Source organism: Lachnospiraceae bacterium oral taxon 500 (genome assembly GCA_002999035.1).
Classification (GTDB): domain Bacteria; phylum Bacillota; class Clostridia; order Lachnospirales; family Vallitaleaceae; genus W11650.
This window is the reverse complement of sequence record CP027241.1, coordinates 2348685-2369885: the sequence shown is the minus strand read 5'-3', so window position 1 is coordinate 2369885 and position 21201 is coordinate 2348685. Positions and strand designations below refer to the sequence as shown.

Sequence of the window (21201 nt, the reverse complement as noted above, 5' to 3'; positions counted from 1 at the left end):
AAACGCCGGGAGATGATTATGGAAAAAGTTTTACTGATTGACGGCAACAGTATTTTAAACCGGGCTTTTTATGCGCTGCCCTTACTGAGCGATGAAAAAGGCCGGTACACCAATGCCGTGTACGGATTTTTGCGGGTGCTGCTCAAAACCATAGACACGGAAAAGCCGGATGGACTGGCCGTGGCCTTTGACCGCAAAGCCCCGACTTTTCGGCATAAGCTCTATGAGGCTTATAAGGGTACGCGCAGCAAGATGCCGGAGGAGCTGGCAGAGCAGCTGCCGCTAATGCGGGAAGTGCTGGACAAAATGAATATTGCCTATCTGGAACAGGACGGCATCGAGGCTGATGATATCTTAGGTACAGTGGCCAAACGAGCGGAGCAGGCAGGCATGGCGGTCAGCATTTTAAGCGGCGACCGGGATTTGCTTCAGCTGGCAACCGAACAGGTCAAGATCTTGATTCCCTCGACCAAAGGCGGCAAGACAGAAACGAAGGCATATTACGCCAAGGACGTACTGGCCGAATATGAGGTTACGCCGCAGGAGTTCATTGAATTAAAAGGTTTGATGGGCGATACATCCGACAATATTCCGGGCGTGGCCGGAGTGGGCATCAAGACGGCGACGGCGATTATTAAAGATTATCATACAATTGAAAATGCCTATGCTCATGTGGATGAGCTGAAAAAAGGGCCGGCGGCCAAACTCCGGGACGGGATTGAGTCGGCGCGGCTGAGTAAGATTTTAGCGACGATTAATACCGATTGTTCGCTGTCTTTTGCGTGGCCGGATTTCGCCTTGCAGGAAATGTATAATGAAGCGGTGCATGCGCTGTTTCAGGACTTAAAGTTTCATTCCGTTTTGCAGGAGCTGATGAATCAAACCCGTCAGGCAAGAGAAGGGCTGCTGCCGGAGCGGAAGGAGAGCAGCTTTCGGGTCAGTCTTGCCGAAAAATTGACTCGTCTGCCGGAAAGGCCGGAAAGAGCGGTTTATTACCAGGTTGACGAACAATTACTTGCACTGGCGGCTTTTGACGGGGAAGAATGTGTTTATTACGAAGATAATCCGGCTCGGGCGCTGCCGTCGGTGGAACGGCTGATCAGTCACAGCGGCCGCTTGATCGTCTATGACTTTAAGCGCTTTTTGCATGATTTTCACCAGAATGGTCAATTTTTTACGAAAATGGAGCAGGCTGCGTCAAAAGGCGAAGCACTGCCGGTATTTGATGTGCCGCTGGCGGCATATCTGCTGGAACCGAATGAAAGCAATTATCCGATCGAGCAGATTGGTTATCAATATGCGGATGCTTCTCTCCCGGCTGAGGAAGAGATTTTCGGCAAGGGCAAAAGCCGAATCGGGATTGCCGGGGTAGACAGAGACCGGCGGCAGGAGTATTTAACCGAAGCGGCCGAGGTGTTGTGGCGGAGCAGCCGGGTTTTGACGGAAAAACTGAAAGCGAATCACTTATTTGATTTATATGCCGGGATGGAACTGCCGCTGACGGTGGTTTTAAAGGCGATGGAAACGGCGGGCGTGCAGACCAATGCCAATGCTCTGCTTGACTATTCCCGGATGCTGGGCGAGCAAATCGCGGCGCTGGAAAATAAGATTTACGGCTATGCCGGCCGGGAGTTTAATATCAATTCGCCTAAGCAGTTAGGCGAAGTTCTGTTTGAGGATTTGAAGCTGAAAAGCCCGAAAAAAGGGAAAACCGGCTATTCGACAGCGGCCGATATTTTGGAAAAATTAAAAAAGGATCATCCGATTATTGAGTATATTTTGGAATATCGGGCGGCCAGCAAGCTGAAATCAACTTATGCCGACGGTTTGCTTGATTATATTCAAAAAGATGACCGGATTCATACGACCTATATGCAGACAGTAACCGGCACCGGACGGCTGAGCAGTATTGACCCGAACTTGCAGAATATTCCGATTCGTACCCGGGAAGGCCGGGAAATCCGTAAGGCTTTTGTGGCCAAGGAAGGCTATTCCTTTGTCGGCGCTGATTATTCACAGATTGAGCTGCGGTTGCTGGCACATTTATCGGAGGATGAGATTTTCGTGCAGGCCTATCGGGATAATCTGGACATTCACCGGATGACGGCGGCGCAGGTTTTTCACACCCCCTTTGCCGAAGTGACGGACTTGCAGCGGCGCAATGCCAAGGCAGTTAATTTCGGTATTGTCTATGGCATTAGTGATTACGGGCTAAGTCAGGATTTGGGGATTCCGGTTAAGGAAGCCAAAGAATACATTGAAAACTACTTTATCAAATATCCCAAGGTCAAGGCTTTTTTGGATAAAAGTGTGGCCGAGGCCAAAGAAAAAGGCTATTCTGTAACCATGTTCGGCCGGATTCGGCCGATCCCGGAGTTAAAAGCCAGCCAATACATGACTCGTTCCTTTGGGGAAAGAATTGCGATGAACGCGCCGATTCAGGGAGCGGCGGCCGATATTATTAAGATTGCCATGAACCGGGTATATGCTGCTTTAAAACGGGAAGAAATCGAGGGCAGGATTGTTTTGCAGGTGCATGATGAACTGATTTTAGAGGTGGCGGATGCGGACGCGGAGAGAGCGCGGGGTCTCTTGGTCAGGGAAATGGAGCAGGCGGCTCAGTTAAAGGTACCGCTGATTGCTGACAGCTATATTGTCAAAAACTGGTTTGATGTCAAATAATGGCGTTCACAGAATGAACGGCGGAAACATCAAGGTATTGGTAGACAGATAGGCCGGCGGTCGCTTAATGTACAGAAATTGAATAAAAAAATGAAGCAAGCCGCTGGCAACGGCGGAGCAAAAGCTGGGGAACAATTTAGATAAGGCGCTTGCAATTCGTTGAAATATCAATGAATTACAAGTGTGGATGTTAGACCAATAGATAGTTAATCAACTTTCCATGTTTGTCAGAACAGTTTTTTAGGCAGAATGCTTACCGGGAGAAGTGCGCAGTAAGGGGAAAGTTGAGATAGTTATGTTTGACAGGCCGGAAAGGAACGAAAATGATCAGTATTGCCTTGATTGGCGGCACCGGTACAGGGAAATCAACCGTGGCGGAATATTTACGGGCCAACTATCAAGCTGTTTGGCTGGACTGCGACCGGATCGGCCATGAGTTGCTGGATACGCCGGCGATTTTGGCGGAGCTGACGGCTCGATTCGGTCAGGGCATTTTAAAGGATGGCCGGGTTGACCGGCCGGCGCTGGGGCGGATTGTTTTTGCCGACCCGGCAGCACTGCAGGCGCTGAATGCGATCGTGCATCCTCCGATTATGGCGGTGCTGCAAGAAAAGCAGGCTGAAGCGGAAAAACAGGGCAGCCCGCTGTGCGTACTGGACGGCGCTTTACTGATGGATGTCAATGTTCGGCAGATGGTGGATCAGGTTTGGGCGATTTCGGCTAAGCAGGAAACCCGGATCCGGCGTTTGGCTGAGGGCAGAAAAATCAGCCGGCAGGCAGCCGAGCGGATTATGCAGAATCAAATTTCGCCGCAGCAATATGCCGCCTATGCCGATGCTGTTTTAATGACGGATGAGGGCATGGAAAGCATCGCGCCGGAAATTGCCGGCCGCTTAGCGGAACTGCGGCAGAAAAAAGTTTTTAACTGAGGAGAATTGAAATAAGGTATGACAGCAATAGAAAAATGCAGAAAAAAGAATATGCGGCAGAGCCGGCAGGATGGACAGATAACGAATGGCCAACGCTTGTTAATGAAATATCGATTTTTTCTTTTTTTCGTTGCGGCTTTCCTGGCAGCCGGTTTATTGACCTCTTGTCGGCTGCTGGATAATATCTCCGAATATAATCTGCCCAAGACGGCAGATGCTGCGGAGAAAGAAGAAAAAACAAAAGAAGCGGTGCCGCCCTCTGATTTTACCAAGACCGAAATTGCTTTGATCGTCTCGACCATGCCGAGCCTTAATCCTTACGCAGCGCAGAACAGTTCTGTTGAGATGCTTTTAAAGCAGTGTTATCAAGGGCTGATGACGATGTCTGCCGGCGGCGAAATGATTGCCCAATTAGCAGATGAAGTGATTTTGGCAGAGGATGCGATGAGCTGTCAGGTTGTACTCGGCGAAAAGCAGTTTCACGACGGCTCGCCGGTTCGGTTTCAGGATATCAATTACAGCTGGCAAAAGGCAAAAGAAGGCAAGTATGCCGCTGATGTGCTGCCGATTAAAAAAATTACGGCGGCGGGCGAAAACCGGCTGCGGATTGATTTTCAAAGTCCGGGATTTTTGAACTTATACAGCCTGGCTTTTCCAATTGTACCGGCCAATAGTCTGGAAAAAGGAGATCCGAACAGTATCAACGGCACCGGGCCTTACCGCTTGACCGAATACAAGCGGAAACAGACCCTGCGGCTGCATTCGGAGCAAAATCAACTGGAGATTACGCTCAGCCGGACAGAGGGCACCGGCCGGGAAGCTTTTTTGAACAGTTTGACGGATGTTTACTTCACACCGGAGTTTCCGTGGTTTTCGTTTTCCGGGGAAACCCTGCGCAACATTTTTAAGTTTCCGGGTTGCTATTTTTATTATATGGGCTTTCAAACCCAAACGGGACTGACCGCGGACGCAAGTATTCGCCGTTACCTGATGAGTAAGCTGGATAAGGAAATTTTATATAAAAATGCTTTCTTAAATCATATAATTGAGCAAAAGCTGCCGTATTACCGGGGAAAAGAATGGGAACGGGAATTGACGGAAATTCCGGCAGCGGACGGTATGAATGTGCTGGATGTCAATCCTATTGTGCCGGGGCAAAAGCTGACGCTGCTTTATCCGGCGGAGGATCATTCGCTGTCGATCATGGCGCAGAATATAAAAGAAGAGTGGGAAGCCTATATCGGTGTTGAGCCGGTCGGACTGGCGGCGGCTGAATATGCAGCAGCTTTGCAGGCCGGTCAGTTTGATGTTTATCTGGCGAAAATGCCGGTCCGGCAATATCCCAATTTACCGGAACTCTTTGGCAGTACGGGCCGGTATAATTTTGCCGGAACGGCGGGGCTGGACAGTGCGGTGGCAGCTTTTATGCAGGCAGCCACGGAAAATGATTTGAAAAAAGCGTATTTGGCACTGGCCACGCAGGTAACGGAAGGACAAGGGCTGATTCCGTTCGGCTTTGTCGAAAATGCAGTGATTATAAGCGATCAGGTTGCGGGCAGTCTGACGCCAAAGACCTACGATACTTTGTTCGGAATCAGTGAATTAAGACCGGTCCAGCCGGCAGCCAGGGAAACAGCCGGCGATAAGTAAATTACTCAACTTTCCCATGTTTGTCAGAACAGTTTTTTAGGCAGGCTGCCTGCCCGGGCAGAAATGCGCAGCACTTCGATCAGGGGAAAGTTAAGTAAGTCAATAAAAAACCAAAATAATGCGGTAAACGGGAGGTTGGAATGAGCCAGAAAAACGGTTTGATAATTGGATTTGATATCGGCACCCGCTCGATTGTCGGCGTGGCGGCGGTGAATGATTTTAATGAAAAGGATCATTTTCGAGTGGAGGCGGCGCATGTTGAGTTTCATACATCGCGGTCGATGATTGACGGGCAAATTCAGGACGTTAATGAAGTGGCCAAAACAATCTATAAAGTAAAAAAAGCGTTGGAAGCTAAAATCGGACAGCCGATTACCGAAGCTTATGTGGCGGCCGCCGGCCGGGTGCTGCAAACCGTAACGGTTGAGGTCGAGAAAGAAATTGAAGAAGAGGATGGCCTGATCAGCGCTGAAATGATTACTTCACTGGAACTGATGGCTTTGGGAAAAGCAAAAAAAGAACTGCAGACCGATAGTGAAGAAAGATTTTACGGGATTGGTCATTCAGTTATGAAGTATTTTTTGAATGGTTATGAGATCGTTAGCCTGCTCGACCAAAGAGGCCGGAAAATGGGCTTAAGTATTCTGGCGACCTTTTTGCCGGTAGAAGTGGTGGAGAGTCTGTATCAGGTCATGGAAAAGGCCGATATGAAGGTGGCTTATCTGACGCTGGAGCCGATTGCCGCCAGTCAGATTGCGATTCCGCAGTCATTCCGGCTGTTAAATATTGCCTTGGTTGATGTCGGTGCCGGCACCAGCGATATTGCTTTGACCAGCGGCGGAACGGTTACCGCTTACGGTATGATCCCGGTGGCAGGCGATGAGATCACGGAAACAATCGTCCAGCAGTATTTAGTTGATTTTGAAACCGCTGAGCGGATGAAGTTAGACTCAACCCGGCTGGAGGAGGCAATCGAATACACCGATATCATGGAACTGACCCAAACCGTAGCGGTTGATACTTTTTTGCAGGGACTGCGCCCGACTTTAGAGGGTTTGGCCGAGCAGATTGCAAAAAAAATCATTCAGCTGAACGGTGATAAAGCGCCGAATGCGGTCTTTATTGTTGGCGGCGGCGGACAGATCAAGGGTTTTTCCGGGCTTTTGGCCAAAAAAATCGGCTTACCGGAGGCCAGAGTTTCGCTTCGCGGTAAGGAGGCTTTAAAAGAAGTGGAAGTAGCCGATCAGACCTTTAAAAAGACGCCGGAGTTTATTACGCCGATTGGTATCTGCTATAAAGGACTGGCTGACAGCCGCCAGGATTTTATTCAGGTTTATTTGAATGATAAGCCGGTGCGCCTGTTTAACAAAAAAAGTCTGACGGTGATGGATATTATGGCGGCGGAAGGGATTGACCCCCGTAATTTCCTGCTGACCAAGGGGAGTTCCCTTAATTTTTATTTTAACGGCAAGGCTTATTCGATTGAGGGAGAATATGGCGAAGTAGCCGAGATTTATAAAAATCACGACAAAGCCATGCTCAGCGATTCGATTGAAAGCGGTGATTATATTTATTATAAGGAAGCGGTGAAAGGTAAAAACGCCAAGCTGTCAATTTATCAGTTTATAACGGAAAAGCTGGACTATTCCGCCAGTGAAGCCGATCAGGATTTTTATTATGTGACGGTCAACGGCAAATTGATCCCGACCCTGTATCAGCTGATCCAAGAAAATGACCGGATTTTTTGCCGGCCGCGGCGGGAAGAAGATGAATGGTATGCCTTTGCCGAGGAAGAGGTTGAACCGGCAGCGGAGCCGGTGGGAGAAGATGCGGCAGCTCCGCCGGTGCGCAAGGGCTATGCCCGGCCGATTGAGGCGGCGAGGGCTGCCGCCGAAACCGTAAAAAGTCCGGCGACAGAGGAAAAAGCAGCGGCGCAGCCGGATAAGCGGATTAAAACGAAGGAACCGGATTTAAAAACGGATGCCGAGGTTGCCGCTGACCAAAAGACGAGGGCAGGGGCAAAAGCCGAGGCGGAAACCGTGTCTACGCTGGAACTGCCGGTTATGGTCAATGGTGAGCCGATTCTCCTTTTGGGCAAGCCAAGTTATATTTTTGTGGATATTTTTGACTATATTGAGTTTGACCGCAGTCAGGTCAAGGGAAAATTGGTGGTCAAGAAGAACGGTGAAACCGCCAATTATTTTGATAACTTGCAGGAAAACGACGCACTGGAGGTTTATTGGGAATAGGCCGGACGGTATTTGGGAAGGAAACTGGGTAAAGCAAGCAGTAAGAAATGGTCGAATTTTAACGGGAGCGAGGGCGAAAGGAAAGCAAATGAAAAGAGCGATTATTACCGTGGTTGGCAAAGACAGTGTCGGCATCATTGCCGGGGTATGCACTTATTTAGCCGAAAAGCAAATCAATATTTTGGATATTACGCAGTCGATTCGGGAGCAGTTTTTTAATATGATGATGATTGTCGATATTACGCCGCAGCTGGCGCATATCAGCGAGATCAGCGAAGAGCTGACGGAGCTGGGTGAGAAGCTGAATGTTAAGATCATGCTGCAAATGGAGGAAATTTTTGACTCCATGCACAGGATTTAGCGGGTGGGCTGAAATTAACCGGTGCAGGTCTGCGGAAGGGATGGTCAGCTGCCGAAAAAGGCTTTTACCGCCGCGGGGATGGTCAATCGGTGGAAAAGGTCGTTTTGCTGTGGGATCGCCAGTTGACGAAAGAGGTCTTTGCCATCGCAGGGCTTGTCAGCCGATGAAAGAGGTCTTTGTTGGAAAAGGACTCAGCAAGAGGTGATATGGAACAAACAAGGGAGATAATCATGATCCATATAAAAGAAGTATATGAAACCAATCAAATGATTTTGGAAGATAATTTGGATGTGCGGACGGTTACGATGGGGATTAGCCTGTTGGACTGCCGGTCGAATGACTTAACTGAATTCCGGCAAAAGATTTATCATAAGATTACAAGCAAGGCCAAGGACCTGGTGAAAACGGCGGATTATGTGGCCAAAGAATATGCCATTCCGATTGTCAATAAACGGATTTCGGTGACGCCGGTGGCAATAGCAGCCGGCTTTAAGGAACCGGCTGCTTATGTGGCGATTGCCGAAACCTTAGATCAGGCAGCCAAGGCGGTCGGGGTTAATTTTATCGGCGGTTTTTCCGCGCTGGTGCAAAAAGGAATGACGGCGGAAGATGAAGCGCTGATAGCGGCGCTGCCTCAGGCGCTGGCTCAGACTGAGCGGGTTTGTGCTTCGGTCAATGTCGGCTCATCCAAGGCCGGTATCAATATGGATGCCGTCCGGCTGCTGGGGAGTGTGATTAAGGAACTGGCAGAAAAAACGAAAGCAGCCGACAGCATTGGCTGTGCCAAGTTTGTGGTTTTTACCAATGCACCCGATGATAACCCCTTTATGGCTGGAGCTTTTCATGGTGTGACCAACGCCGATACCTTGATTCATGTTGGTGTCAGCGGGCCGGGAGTGGTGAAAAAGGCTTTGGAGCAGTGCCGGGGAAAGCGGTTTGAGGTTTTGGCGGAAACCATAAAAAAAATTTCCTTTAAAATTACCAGAGTCGGCATGTTAGTCGGTCAGGAGGTGGCCGAACGGCTGGGCTATCCCTTTGGCATTATTGACTTATCGCTGGCGCCGACACCGGCCATCGGCGATTCGATTGCCGATATTTTGGAACTGATGGGTTTGGAGTCAACCGGCGCTCCGGGAACGACCGCGGCGCTGGCGCTGCTGAATGATCAGGTTAAAAAGGGCGGAATCATGGCTTCTTCTTCGGTTGGCGGTTTAAGCGGCGCTTTTATTCCGGTCAGTGAGGATCAGGGGATGATTCAGGCAGTGGAACGCGGAGCGCTGACCCTGGAAAAGCTGGAGGCCATGACCTGTGTCTGCTCGGTCGGACTGGATATGATTGCCGTGCCGGGTGATACGCCGGCAGCTACGATTTCCGGTTTGATTGCCGATGAAATGGCGATTGGCATGATCAACAACAAGACGACTGCTGTTCGGATTATTCCGGTTATCGGCAAGGGCGTAGGTGAAACGGCGGAGTTTGGCGGTTTGCTGGGGACGGCGCCGGTGATGCCGGTGAATCGCTTCGGCTGTGAGGAGTTTATTCGCCGGACGGGCTTTATTCCCGCGCCGATTCATAGTTTTAAAAATTAGCGGCGGGCGGTAAGGCTGGGAAAGCATGTGACAAGAATCAGATCGATTCCTGGCAAGCAGCCGGCAACAGATTCGGATTGTTTTGGATTATTTTATTTTGGAAAAGTTTTGCAAAAAGAAAAAGAGAAGAAAGAGAAAAAAGAGAAAGCAGCTTGCATGGCGGTGTGACCGTCAGCAAGCTGCTTTTTAGTGCTTTTTAATTTGCAGTTTTTCTATTTCTTTTTAAATATGGCCGCTAAGGCAAGGCATGCACCGCCCAGCAGGAAATAGAAAACAGAAGGAATGCCGTCGGTTTTCGGCAAAGTCGCGACACCCTCAGGAATGGGGATATCAATTTCAATTTCCTCGTCATATTCCTCACCGGTCGGGGTGGTGACATGAACGGTAAAGGAATCCTTGCCGTAAAAACCGTCATTGGGCGTATATTTCCAACGCCGGCCGGTCAGTTCGATCTTACCGTGCTTCGGCGTAATCACGATTTGCGGAATATGATCGTTAGGGATTTCGATATCCCCTTCATTCGGTCCGGGAGGTGTCGTCGGCACCGGCGGAACGTCATTTGGCGTACCCGGTGTCGGATAGTCAGGTCTTTCCGGTTTCGGTTTATCCTTAGGTGTTTCATCCTTGGGTTGATCCTTAGGCTGTTCCTTGGGAGGATTGTCCGGTTGCGGCTTCTCCGGTTCCGGCGGATTATATGGTGTGGCCGGATCGGCCGGTGTATTTTCCAAGGTCAGGCTGAGATCGCGGGCAGCAGTGTTGATTTCAACCGCTGTATCCGGCAGCGGAACATATCGTCTGTCAAATTGTTCTTTTAACAGGTAACTGCCGAGTCTTAAGCCCTTTAACTCCGTTTTTCCGTCTGTGCCGGTCGCCGGGAAAGCAGCAACCAAAACACCATCTTTCCAGAGTTCAAAAACAATGCCAGCCAGCGGACGGCCGTTTGATTTATCCTTTTTCAAAATCGAGATACTGCCGTATCGAGAACGCGGACGCTCCGAGCCGGCGGTGGTTGTGGCGTAAACAGCGTTAACTAGGGTCTCTACCTGGCGGTTTACAATTTGAACGTTTTCACCGTTTATGCTTATTTTATTTTTCATGGGGAATGGCGCCTGCTCCTTGGTGATCAAGGTTGAATATTCCAGCAGGTATTCCCGGTCAATCGGATTGTTAAACCGCAGCTCCATACTTTGTTCGCTGGTGACCGGATCAAACGGCTTAATAATGAGATTATACTCGGAAGCCGGCACCAATTGCCTAGTCGGATGAACCGTATACAATTTGAAGCTGTCGGGTACATATTCCTGCCCGACACCTAAGCGATCATTAATGACCGTGTCATGAATGACGGACAAGCTTTGATTGATGTTAACACTCCAGTCGATATACCAGTCCAGCTGATTCGTTGGAGTGCGCCGCTGCTTACCAACTTTGCCCAGAAACTTATCATAGTTCGGGAAAGTAGCTTCTTTTTTCACCGCTGTGTCGTTCAGGAAAGCCGTATTTTCATACTTATTGATCGACAGTCCGGTATCGGACATTCTGGTTTTATAAACAATGGCATAGCGCTGATTGGTATTGGCAAAATCAACCGTAAAGCCGTTGGCTGTTACGTCGCTTAAGGTATAAACCGGTGTGGTTACCTCGCTGCCCAGCTGCGGCTTTCCATTAGTCTGGTGCGGTGTATAGGTATAAACCTTGATCGAATCTTCAATCAGTTCATGACCGGCGCCGATTTCGTCCTTCACCTTCAGATTCAGAGGTTCGGCGTTATAGTTGGCATAAATCGTCCATTCCATTTCCCGAGTAGGCCAATCGGTTTTGACCTCTTTACCGCCGTTTGTCGGAACATACGGATGAACGGTAAAGGTAGCCGCAGAGATAGTTTTGGGATTTGCCAATCCTGTCATCCGGTAATTGCCGGCATTTTTATATTCTAACGGATTGCTGGGGTCAGTATGGGTATGCCGGTCAAAAGTAGTCTTATAAGTAATTTGAACGTTACGGTTAATAGATTCGAAGGTGCCTTTGAACTCAACCGTAAACCCATTTTCATTGATATTTGTCAAGTCATAATCTGTGTCTTTTGTCAGAACCAAACTGCCTTGTTTTATCTCGACGCTATTCGCAACTAATGATAGGCCCTTGTTGGGGAAAGTATCATTAACGATGAGTTTATGCATGGCGCTGGCTTTGGGCTCAATATTAATGAGCCATTTAATTGTCCTGTTAACGTAATCTACGGTTTCTGCCCACTTACCGATTCCGTTTTCTACCGGTCCGACAGGGGTGCTGTTGAACGACACGGTAGAATCAGCTGAACCGGTATAAGTGGTTAAGCTCATGGAGTTGGTATAAGTATCTTGTCCGGCGACCGGATCAGTATGGCCGGGATGAATAGAGGTATCAAATTTCAGCCGGTAGACATCGCGCGGCGGGTTAGCCGGATCCAGCGGTGTTAAAACTAATTGTTCTCCGGTGGCGCCGGTATTAACATTAAAAACAGTGTGTAAATCAATGGTTTCATAATCAGCATTGGTCAGCCTTGCTTTGTCTTTGGTTAGCGCCTCCGGCTTTAGTCGTTGCAGCTGGAGCGGCTGGGGGGGGAGTGGTTTCGGGAAAGGGAGCACGCAACTTTAAATTGGAAGGAAATACGTCGCTGATTTCCTTGATCGGCTTCTGATCCAGATTCACCAAAACATCCCAGCGCAGCCAAAGTGTGTGAGCAGATGCCGGATACTGAACGACATAAGAACCGGATTTGGTAGGAGTATGTACTGGGCGCTTATATTGGATCTTCACATCTTTTGCAGCGGAGGCACCATCCAATTTTGCCGTATTGGTCAACGTAATATTGGAGCCACTGACTTCCGGTTTGATGTCGGTGATGTATTCTACCCGGTAAGCTTTTGTTAAATAATCAGAACCATCAATTTGCTCAAACTGGGAATCTTTAAACTTGATTTTAAATTGTCCCGGGGTGGCGGGATCGGTCACTACTTCATAATCCGCACCAAGTGTCAAAGCTGGACCGGAAGCGGCAATCGTTCCGCCCATAGTGACACCCAGGGGATAAACTTTAATCGTCTCCGGACGCAAGGCCAGCTGGTCGGAATTAAAAGTATCCTCCACCAAGGCATTGGCTGCCGGAATGTTTTTCCGTTGCAGATTGGCATCAACCGTCCATTTAACCTCATGCGGATTAATCTTTAAGTCGTTGTGAGTCAACCGGTCGCCATGGACAGTTGAATAAAACTGACCGTCTTTTTCAATGTTTTTGCTCTTGCGCGGCATAAAACGCAGAGTGAAGCTTTTCTCTTCCGTAGCAGAAATGGGGAAAACAAAGCGATGACGGTTGTTAACACTGTTTTGATCCATATTAAAAGCAGCCGTTATTTCAATGTAAGCATTGGACCCCTCAGCCGGTACCTTGGCCGGGTCAAAATGAACATTGATTTTGTGGTTGACCGGATCAATTTCATAGGTAAAGTAATGATTAACCGGATCAAGGTGAGTATTACCGGTGATTTTGCTTAAATCCAATCCGCCGGTATTGGACAGGGGCAGTTCCCAGTCAATAAAACCAGGGTTATTGGCCAGATCCACCGGCGTTTTAAATTCATAGCGAATTCTTAAAACCGAGTCTTGCGAAATTACTTCGGAAAGGTCGGTACCAGAGGGTAGTTCGCTTTCTGAACCGCCGGCCGGGGTCAGGAAAAACTGAAGATTGTTTAACTGAGCCGGTGCTGGGGTCGGAGTCCCGCCGGAGTTTTCGGCTAAGAGCGCAGAACCGCCGCTCCCCTGAAAGAAGAGGAAAGCCGTTAAAAACAAAGCCATTGCTTTGCGTAAAAAGTTAGATGATTTAAAGATATTCATTTTTTTCCTTTCATATACTTATGACTGTTGATTAGCTACCCATTTTCGCCGCAGAAAGGGGAAGTCTTACTGCGGTGAAAATGAAAGATATAACTCAAATTCTCCGGTCGAAACGCTGCCGCTTCTGGGCGGCGACCCACTTTAAAAGGCCGTTCTGACGAACACGGAGAAGTTGAATATATAAAATACATTATGTATATCGGTCAAATCAAGCCGAAAAATAATAGGACGGATCGAGTTTAGGGATAAGTAATAGTTACCATAACTATGGGCCGTGTTCCGGCGATTGATTAGGCCAAGGGATCGATTATTCGGCCAATGCCTTGACTTCTCGGTACTTATCCAAATCGCCGTACAACTCGCCGGTATAGGGATTTTTTTTGGTTTTCTTTACTTTATAAAGCATATAAGCAAAAACAGCCAAGTTGACCAGCAGAGCCAAAGCGCTGACTGCAAAGTAAATGGCCGGGTTGTAAGTTGAATCTACCCGGAACATGCTGTTATCCTGAAAAGTCGGGAAAGTTTGAGCGAACATACACCAAAGTGCCAGGGTATGAGCCCGGTGCTGCAGCCAGGCGCCTTTGCCCAAGCTGAAAGAGCAGAGGGTCGGCGCTAACAGCAGGGCAAAACCGCAGTACCAGGCGTGATGCGGCAGACAGTTATAGGTGTAGGCAAAGTTCCACACATCATAAGCGATGATCCAAAACCAAAGCATATCCGGCCAGAGCATGTCCTTACTCTTATCGGCTGCTGTTTCCTTGCGCAGGCAAATACCAAACCAGCCGGTGATGGTAATAATGTTTAGAAGCCCGGCCGCGGCATTCATAAAGTTCCACGAGCCGCCCATCAGCTGAAACACGGTATTGCTGGTGCCGTGCTCCACTAATTCGGTGATGACTTTATAGGTCATGCCGACTTCGATATCGCGGGAGCAGGCTTCCAAAATATTGATGGCTAAAATCAGCGGCGGAAAGCAAAGGGCAATTTTATTTTCGCTTAATTTCCAGACGGAGCCGTCCCGGCGCTTGCCCTGTAAATGGCGAATCAGCCAAAAGCCGATGCAGCCGGCAGTTGCGGAATATACCTTGACTAAATGAAACCAGTCGGTATAAGACTGGCCCTTTAGGATGGTAAACCAAAGAATTGACATCAGAATCGGCAAAAAGAAAAAGGCAGCCAGCCCCGCATGTTTAAAGCGGCGGGTAATTTCATTTAAACCAAAGAGTGCGGCAAAGACACATAACCATACTGCCCACATCAGCATAGGATTTGTTCCGTGAAATGTAAACATAATTTTTCTCCTCAATTAGTCAGTTGGCGGAATCTCTTGCTTTGAAGATTTCGCTTATGCAAGTGCAGTTATTCTTTGGAAACCCGGTTTCAGTATTTTTCAAGCAATAGAGCAAAAAACGTTAAACTTCTTCGCTTTCATCGTCATCTTCAAAAAGCAGGATTTCCTTAATTTGAAACTCGCGGCCGGTAATCATTACTGCCTCCTCTAAGCCGCAGCGCGGACATTTCCGGTCGTTTTTCAAATATTCGTAAACGGTTTGGCAGGCTTTGCAGGAAACGGTAGCGGTGATAACTTCCGTTTGCAGTTCAACATGCTCAAACTCCGTCCGGTCAATAGCAGCCGGCCAACATTCCCGCAGATAGCGGGGGATAATGGTCGAGGCTTCTCCGATTTCCACCACCACGGCGGCAATATCCTCCGGGGCGATGTCATATTCGGCGGCAATGCCGCCTACTCTTTTTGCTATTTCAAAAACAATTCCCAGTTCGTGCATACATCCTCCTAAACCGCGCCAAATACTTTTTTCACTTTTTTGACGGCGATTTTGGCTTTGCGTTTGACGATCTGCTTGATGATTACCGGTTTTAATTCAGTAAACTCAATGCCTTCTCCGTCATAGCGGCGTTCCAGATGAATGGCATCAAACTTGCATTTGGTGGTGCATTGGCCGCAACCGAGGCACATATATTCATCTAAAATAACTGCTCCGCAACCCAGACAGCGTGAGGTTTCCGCTTTCAGCTGTGCTTCAGTCAGGATTCCGCGGGAATCGGCAAAACTGCCGACGTCCGCCCGATCCAGGGTATCGGGTTTTTGCCGGGGCGTATTGTCATATTCTTCAATCACGGCGGCTTCCGTGTTCAGGGCTTTGTATTCTCGCCGATCCCGGCCGAGAACCAGCGAATGACCGGGATGAACAAAGCGGTGAATTGAGATAGCGCCTTGCTTTCCGGCAGCAATGGCGTCAATGGCAAAACGGGGGCCGGTATAGCAGTCGCCGCCGGTGAAGACATCAGGCTGTCCGGTTTGATAAGTAAAGGCGTCTGCGGCGATAGTTTGATTGGCATTTAAACAAGCGGTGCTGCCGTTCAATAAATCACCCCATTGGATTGTTTGGCCAACGCTTAAAATAATATGGTCGGCAGCGACGGTTATCGTATCGCTTTCATCAAAAACAGGGGCGAAGCGGCCGTTCTCATCAAAAACAGACAGACATTTTTTAAGTTCTATGCCGGTGACATGGCCGTTTTCGGACAGGATTGCTTTTGGGCCGTAGCCGTTATGCAGCCGGATACCTTCCGTCTCGGCTTCTTCCAGTTCCTCCTCGGAGGCCGGCATTTGGCTGCGGCTTTCCAGGCAGTAAATATCCACGCTTTCCGAATGACAGCGGGTGGCTACTCGGGCAGTATCGACCGCCACGTTGCCGCCGCCGATGACAATGGTTTTTCCGGGCAAGGTCAATTCTTCGCCGGAATTAATTCGACGCAGGAACTCAACGCCGGTATAAACCCCGGCGGCATTTTCGCCTTTTAACCCCAGCTTGCGGCCGCCACCCGCGCCGATGGCTACATAAAAAGCAGCGTACCCTTGTTTGCGCAGGGCATCAAGGGTAATATCCTTGCCGACTTCTACGCTGGTTTGAAAAACAACGCCCATTTCCTTGATAATATCAATTTCCGCGGCAACGACATTTTTTTCCAGCCGAAACTCAGGAATACCCAGCGTCAGCATGCCGCCCAGCCTTTTTTCCTTTTCAAAGACAGTCACACTGTAACCATCCAGTGCCAGATAGTAGGCACAGCTTAATCCGGCCGGGCCGGCACCAATCACGGCAATCTTGATATGGCTATTGGTGTCAAAGCGCTTTTCCGGAATGACTCGTGAGGCTTTATCCAGTTCCAGCTGGGCGACAAACTTTTTAATCTCGTCAATAGCGACCGGACTGTCAATTGCACCACGGGTGCAGGCCTGCTCACATTTGCGGTTACAGATTCGACCGCAGACGGCGGGCAGCGGGTTTTCTTTTTTAATCAGATCCAAGGCTTCGACATAGCGTCCTTGGGCGGCCAGCTTAATATAACCCTGCACGCCGATGTGCGCCGGACAGTTAGTTTTGCAGGGAGCAGTGCCGGTATCAACCACATTTTCCCGGTTCAGGCGGTAATCGGGATTCCATTTGTCTTCCGTCCAATCCTCATCGCGTGGGGTGATGGCGGTAGTAATATTTTTGACCACCGGGGCGGAGGAGCATAGTTTTTGTCCGAGTTTGAGGGCGTTGACCGGGCAGTTTTCCACGCATTGACCGCAGGCAACACATTTTTGCCAATCAATTTTGGCGGTATAATTGGAGCGAACCATATCAACATTTTTAAACATGGCTGCCGTCCGCAGTGACAGACAGCCGCAGCCGCAGCAGTTGCAGATCGCATGCGTATGGCCGGAACCATCGGTGTTGGGGATTTCATGCATTAAGCCATTGCCTTCGGCTTTGCGCAGGATGGCGTAGGCTTCGTCCCGGGTAATTTGCCGGCCCCGACCGGTGCGGATATAATATTCGGCGGCATGACCCATTTGAATACACATATCTTCCTTAATATGGCCGCAGCCTTCGCCCATAACCTCGCGGTCAGTTCGACAGGAGCAGTTGGACACGGAAAAAATCGTGTTTTCCTCTAAATATTTGGAGATTTCCTCATAGTCGGCCCGGCGGCTTTCACCGTGAATAGCCGATTCAATCGGGATAACCCGCATCAGGCCGACACCAATCGGAAAAGCACCGGAGCTTAAAGGCCCTCTGACCCGGCCATAGGCTTCCATAGCATAGGCAACGATCGGATATTTGCGGATATTATCCATGTTGTTGACAATCATTTCCATGGTGCCGGGAATCCAGGTTTCCGTCCAGAACATATCAATGCCGTTAATGTTGTTGACAAAGCAGGCACCGTAAACAGCCAGCTTCATCAGTTCTTCATGGCACCAGTCCTCCGGTTTATTCAGCATTTGCGCCACTTCTGCTGCGGAATGTTTTTCATAAGAGCCAAGGCACAGACCAACGTCGGCCATATCTTCGGTGACACCGGCTTCTAAAATAACATATTCGGGGTCTTCCCATTGCAGGGAGCCTTTGCCGCCCGGTTTGATGCCGGCTTTTTTGCGGCCGATCATATTGGCCAGCCGCATAATCTTTTCGTCATAACGGCAGACATAGTCCGGCGGGAAAATCATTTTGGTAGTTTTGCTCATAAATAGCCTCCTTATGTATTGAGAACCTTAACCTGTGCTGTGCTTGCGCTACGCTTTGTTTTTGGCTGCTTTAACCTGTGCTTTCAGCCAATCCGCCCATTCGGCTATGCCTTCGCCTTTGATGGCGGAAATGGGAATAATCTTAATGTTGGGGTTCAGCTTTTTGGCCCGCTCACAGCAGGCATCCAGATCAAAATTGAAATAGGGCAGTACGTCGATTTTGTTAATCAGCAGTACATCACAAATGGAAAACATCAGAGGGTATTTCAGCGGTTTGTCGTCGCCTTCCGGTACACTTAAAATCATAGCGTTTTTGGTGGCGCCGGTGTCAAACTCGGCCGGGCAAACGAGGTTGCCGACATTTTCCAGGATTGCCAGTTCAATACCGGCTGTTTCCAGAGCGTCCAACCCCTGTCGGGTCATTTCCGCATCCAAATGACACATACCGCCGGTGTGGAGCTGAATTACCTTAGCACCGGTTTTAGCGATGGCAGCGGCATCGACATCCGAGTCGATATCGGCTTCCATTACCCCGATGCTGATTTCATCCTTGAGCAGGTCAATTGTTTGGCAAAGGGTGGTCGTTTTGCCGGCACCGGGAGAGGACATTAAATTGAGTAAAAATACGCCCTGTTCCTTTAATTCTGCCCGCAATAAATCCGCCCGTTCGTTGTTGTTTTTAAAAACGCTTTCTTTGACTTCCAGTATTTTGTAATTTTTCATATAGCCTCCTTGTGGTCAGACCACGAAATAATTTTATTGTTTATATTATAACATTCTTGTTATAAAATCGTCAATGCTTTATTTTCGGGATTTTTAAACAAAAATAGAAGAGCGAATTTATTAAAAAACATTAAATTCGCTCTTGGTATGTGGTTGAACCACAACTTTTAAAAAGACAAAAAGTACAGTTCAGCAAGTCGCTTGAAATCTTAATATTCCTTTTTCTGAAAAATAGAAATGGACAGGCAGAATGATAAAAAATAGAGGATAATGGTAATAGCAATGATCAGACCAAGGCTTTTGTAATATTGCTGATCGGACAGGACTTTGCCATTGTTTAGGGCACTGACCAATGCGCTTAACCCCAAGACAATGGCGACAGAACCGAGTGTACTGAGGAGCGGCACGATAATTGCCTTGTCCTCGCTCATTAAATAATGGAGGGGATAGGAAAGAGCGCCGATTAAAAGGGCAATTACCCCACCGGCGGAAACTAAAGTAACAGCGTCGCGAAAGCCGTAATAAAAATAAAGATTGCCGTGAATCAGAACCGTGCCGCCAATGACCGCCGATACCGCTGTCATAGCAAGAATAGTCCAAAGCGTATGCGTAAGATATTGGCTTTTTAAGATATCAACGCGTCGAACCGGCAAGGTCAGCTTATATTTGCTCCATTGTGAGCGGCTTTCCCCTTGCAGGCCAAAAACAGATACAATTGCGGCAGCAGGCGCCGGCAGAATGGTAAACCAAATCAGAAGTTCAGGGCTGCCGCTTACCAGTAAAAGAATCCCGGCGGCGGCACTGAGGAAAATCACAATTTTCATCAATTCGCTGACGGCGTAAAAGTTGTTTTTAAAAAGTCCGGTCATTGGTTTTCTCCTTTGATTAAAGTCAGCATGATTTCATCAATCGACGGGTGATCAATGATGATATCGGTGTATTTGCGCTCGGCCTTGTGGCGGTTATCAGTCAAAAGGTTGTACTGATAGCCTTGGCGCCGGCAGGCGATAAAATCGTTTTGGTCTAAGGTGCTCATTTGCTGTTCGGTGCAGCGCAGGAGGGCATAGTCATAGAGCAGACGGTCTTTGGCTTCCGACAGAATGATTTTGCCATGATGGATAAAGGTAATATAATCGGCGATTTTTTCCAAGTCGCTGGTGATATGCGAAGAAAGTAAAATCGAATGCGCTTCGCTCCCGACAAAATCCAAAAAAATGTCCAGCATTTCTTCCCGCATTACCGGGTCTAATCCACCGGTGGCTTCGTCTAAAATCAGCAGTTTGGGATGGTGGGATAACGCCGCGGCAATTGCTAATTTCATGGTCATGCCTTTGGAATATTTTTTTATTTTCTGGTCTTTTTTTAAGTCAAAACGGTTCAGATAGTTTTGAAAGAGAGCATCGTCCCAGTTTTTATAAATACCGCGAAAAATACCGGCGATTTGGCCGGCGGTAAAATGAGCGGGGAAGTTCCCGCCGTCATAAACTACGCCGATGTCATCCCGTAAATCGGTGCTTTGGTCAGTCATGTCTTTACCGAATAAGCAAATGGAACCGGAATCACGGAACAGGGTATTGAGAATACAGCCGATGGTGGTGGTTTTGCCGGCGCCGTTTTCACCGACAAAGCCCATTATTGTACCGGTCGGCAGTTGAAATGAGATATTGTCCAAACGAAAGCCGGTTTGGTCATATTGCTTGGATACATTGTTTAGGGTCAAGGCATAATCCATTTATTCATCCTCCAAATAAAACATTTTCAGGAGCTCCATTAGTTTCGGCAGGGGAATATTGCTGTTTCGCCCGATTTCCGCTGCTTTTTGCAGATGCTCCTCAGCCATGCGCTGCTGCTCTTCCTGATAAAACTCTTTGTTTTGAGCGGAAACAAAGCTCCCCCGGCCGACGGTGGTTTCGATAAATCCATCATGCTGTAAATCCTCATAGGCTTTTTGGACAGTAATAACGCTGACATGAAGATGCTTGGCCAGTGCCCGCATTGAGGGAATGGCTTCTCCCGACTGCAATTCTCCGCTCATAATCAGAGTTTTGATCTGTGAAGTGATTTGCTCATAAATTGGCTTATTGGTGCGATTGCTGATAATTATATCCATTGTCTGCTCCGTTTCTAAGTATACTTATTGTACCTGTACATTATATCAACTTTGAATAAAATGTCAATGCAAAAAATCCCCCTATATCGGCTTGACCAAAATAGAGGGATTTGCCTTTTAAAAATGGGACTTTGAAGTGAATTTAAAAAATAAATCCAAAATGAATAGCAGGATTCTTTAAAATAGTTTCAGCCCGGATATCGAAGACTGTCGTTCCGAGAGAGTAAAAACAAGCAAAGCCATATATTCATCTAATGTTTTCATTATTTGTTTCCTCTCTTTCAATAATTTCTTTTACCATTTCCACGTAAATCTTTTTGATTGGTTCATGTTTTGGGATAGTAATCGGGTAGCGATATTATATATGGTATCGTATATGGTGTCAAGGGATGCTGTAAAAAATAAAACTTCCTCTTGCTATTCGGATTTTCATAAGATGCCGCTAAAAAATAAGAAGTAAAAAAACAGTAGAAAAATTACAGTAAATGCGATATG

Annotated in this window: 15 protein-coding genes and 1 pseudogene; 6 read left to right on the top strand and 10 right to left on the bottom strand. The window is 48.1% G+C overall.

Annotated features, from left to right (window positions below; genetic code table 11):
• The first annotated feature begins 15 nt into the window (after positions 1 to 15).
• The 6 genes from C3V36_10720 (at position 16) to C3V36_10695 (ending at position 9460) form a co-directional block, all read left to right on the top strand.
• Positions 16 to 2682, top strand: a complete 2667-nt coding sequence (locus tag C3V36_10720; GenBank protein ID AVM70522.1) for a DNA polymerase I — start codon at positions 16 to 18, stop codon at positions 2680 to 2682.
• 323 nt (positions 2683 to 3005) lie between these two features.
• Positions 3006 to 3611, top strand: coding sequence for a dephospho-CoA kinase (locus tag C3V36_10715; GenBank protein AVM69674.1), 606 nt, complete (start codon positions 3006 to 3008; stop codon positions 3609 to 3611).
• Between the two features lie 18 nt (positions 3612 to 3629).
• Complete coding sequence (locus C3V36_10710) at positions 3630 to 5261, top strand: hypothetical protein (GenBank protein AVM69673.1); 1632 nt, start codon at positions 3630 to 3632, stop codon at positions 5259 to 5261.
• A gap of 140 nt (positions 5262 to 5401) precedes the next feature.
• Positions 5402 to 7510: a hypothetical protein gene (locus C3V36_10705; protein AVM69672.1), complete on the top strand. Its 2109-nt coding sequence runs from the start codon at positions 5402 to 5404 to the stop codon at positions 7508 to 7510.
• A gap of 88 nt (positions 7511 to 7598) precedes the next feature.
• Entirely contained in the window at positions 7599 to 7871 is a 273-nt protein-coding gene (locus C3V36_10700) for an ACT domain-containing protein (GenBank protein ID AVM69671.1), read from the top strand.
• Between the two features lie 230 nt (positions 7872 to 8101).
• Positions 8102 to 9460, top strand: a complete 1359-nt coding sequence (locus tag C3V36_10695; GenBank protein AVM69670.1) for a hypothetical protein — start codon at positions 8102 to 8104, stop codon at positions 9458 to 9460.
• A gap of 212 nt (positions 9461 to 9672) precedes the next feature.
• Here the strand turns inward: C3V36_10695 and C3V36_10690 are convergent, their stop codons facing one another.
• From C3V36_10690 to C3V36_10645, 10 genes and pseudogenes are all read right to left on the bottom strand, one after another.
• Positions 9673 to 11802, bottom strand: coding sequence for a hypothetical protein (locus C3V36_10690; protein ID AVM69669.1), 2130 nt, complete (start codon positions 11800 to 11802; stop codon positions 9673 to 9675).
• 184 nt (positions 11803 to 11986) lie between these two features.
• Positions 11987 to 13333, bottom strand: a complete 1347-nt coding sequence (locus C3V36_10685) for a hypothetical protein (protein AVM69668.1) — start codon at positions 13331 to 13333, stop codon at positions 11987 to 11989.
• Between the two features lie 307 nt (positions 13334 to 13640).
• On the bottom strand, positions 13641 to 14624 hold the full coding sequence (locus C3V36_10680; protein ID AVM69667.1) for a hypothetical protein: 984 nt from the start codon (positions 14622 to 14624) through the stop codon (positions 13641 to 13643).
• A gap of 121 nt (positions 14625 to 14745) precedes the next feature.
• Positions 14746 to 15120 carry a hydrogenase nickel incorporation protein HypA gene (locus tag C3V36_10675; protein AVM69666.1) on the bottom strand — a complete coding sequence of 125 codons (375 nt, stop codon included), beginning with the start codon at positions 15118 to 15120 and terminating at the stop codon, positions 14746 to 14748.
• Positions 15121 to 15128: 8 nt separating this feature from the next.
• The gene (locus tag C3V36_10670) at positions 15129 to 17855 is read right to left on the bottom strand and encodes a pyridine nucleotide-disulfide oxidoreductase (protein AVM70521.1); all 2727 of its coding nucleotides are present in this window, start codon (positions 17853 to 17855) and stop codon (positions 15129 to 15131) included.
• A 66-nt stretch (positions 17856 to 17921) separates the two neighbouring features.
• Positions 17922 to 18596 (bottom strand): hydrogenase accessory protein HypB, encoded by a 675-nt coding sequence (hypB, locus tag C3V36_10665; GenBank protein ID AVM69665.1) that lies wholly within the window; start codon positions 18594 to 18596, stop codon positions 17922 to 17924.
• A gap of 209 nt (positions 18597 to 18805) precedes the next feature.
• Positions 18806 to 19465 carry an ABC-2 transporter permease gene (locus C3V36_10660; GenBank protein ID AVM69664.1) on the bottom strand — a complete coding sequence of 220 codons (660 nt, stop codon included), beginning with the start codon at positions 19463 to 19465 and terminating at the stop codon, positions 18806 to 18808.
• Complete coding sequence (locus tag C3V36_10655) at positions 19462 to 20328, bottom strand: ABC transporter (GenBank protein AVM69663.1); 867 nt, start codon at positions 20326 to 20328, stop codon at positions 19462 to 19464. Before C3V36_10655 ends, C3V36_10660 begins: the two co-directional genes overlap by 4 nt.
• Positions 20329 to 20706, bottom strand: coding sequence for a GntR family transcriptional regulator (locus tag C3V36_10650; protein AVM69662.1), 378 nt, complete (start codon positions 20704 to 20706; stop codon positions 20329 to 20331).
• 247 nt (positions 20707 to 20953) lie between these two features.
• Positions 20954 to 21055 (bottom strand): annotated as a pseudogene (locus tag C3V36_10645) (toxin HicA).
• Positions 21056 to 21201: the final 146 nt, after the last annotated feature.

Coding starts and splice junctions, on each gene's coding strand:
- C3V36_10705 (AVM69672.1), top strand. CDS start 5,402: ATGAGCCAGAAAAACGGTTTGATAATTGGATTTGATATCGGCACCCGC.
- C3V36_10675 (AVM69666.1), bottom strand. CDS start 15,120: ATGCACGAACTGGGAATTGTTTTTGAAATAGCAAAAAGAGTAGGCGGC.
- C3V36_10695 (AVM69670.1), top strand. CDS start 8,102: ATGATCCATATAAAAGAAGTATATGAAACCAATCAAATGATTTTGGAA.
- C3V36_10710 (AVM69673.1), top strand. CDS start 3,630: ATGACAGCAATAGAAAAATGCAGAAAAAAGAATATGCGGCAGAGCCGG.
- hypB (AVM69665.1), bottom strand. CDS start 18,596: ATGAAAAATTACAAAATACTGGAAGTCAAAGAAAGCGTTTTTAAAAAC.
- C3V36_10650 (AVM69662.1), bottom strand. CDS start 20,706: ATGGATATAATTATCAGCAATCGCACCAATAAGCCAATTTATGAGCAA.
- C3V36_10685 (AVM69668.1), bottom strand. CDS start 13,333: ATGAATATCTTTAAATCATCTAACTTTTTACGCAAAGCAATGGCTTTG.
- C3V36_10715 (AVM69674.1), top strand. CDS start 3,006: ATGATCAGTATTGCCTTGATTGGCGGCACCGGTACAGGGAAATCAACC.
- C3V36_10690 (AVM69669.1), bottom strand. CDS start 11,802: ATGAGCTTAACCACTTATACCGGTTCAGCTGATTCTACCGTGTCGTTC.
- C3V36_10670 (AVM70521.1), bottom strand. CDS start 17,855: ATGATTTTCCCGCCGGACTATGTCTGCCGTTATGACGAAAAGATTATG.
- C3V36_10680 (AVM69667.1), bottom strand. CDS start 14,624: ATGTTTACATTTCACGGAACAAATCCTATGCTGATGTGGGCAGTATGG.
- C3V36_10700 (AVM69671.1), top strand. CDS start 7,599: ATGAAAAGAGCGATTATTACCGTGGTTGGCAAAGACAGTGTCGGCATC.
- C3V36_10660 (AVM69664.1), bottom strand. CDS start 19,465: ATGACCGGACTTTTTAAAAACAACTTTTACGCCGTCAGCGAATTGATG.
- C3V36_10655 (AVM69663.1), bottom strand. CDS start 20,328: ATGGATTATGCCTTGACCCTAAACAATGTATCCAAGCAATATGACCAA.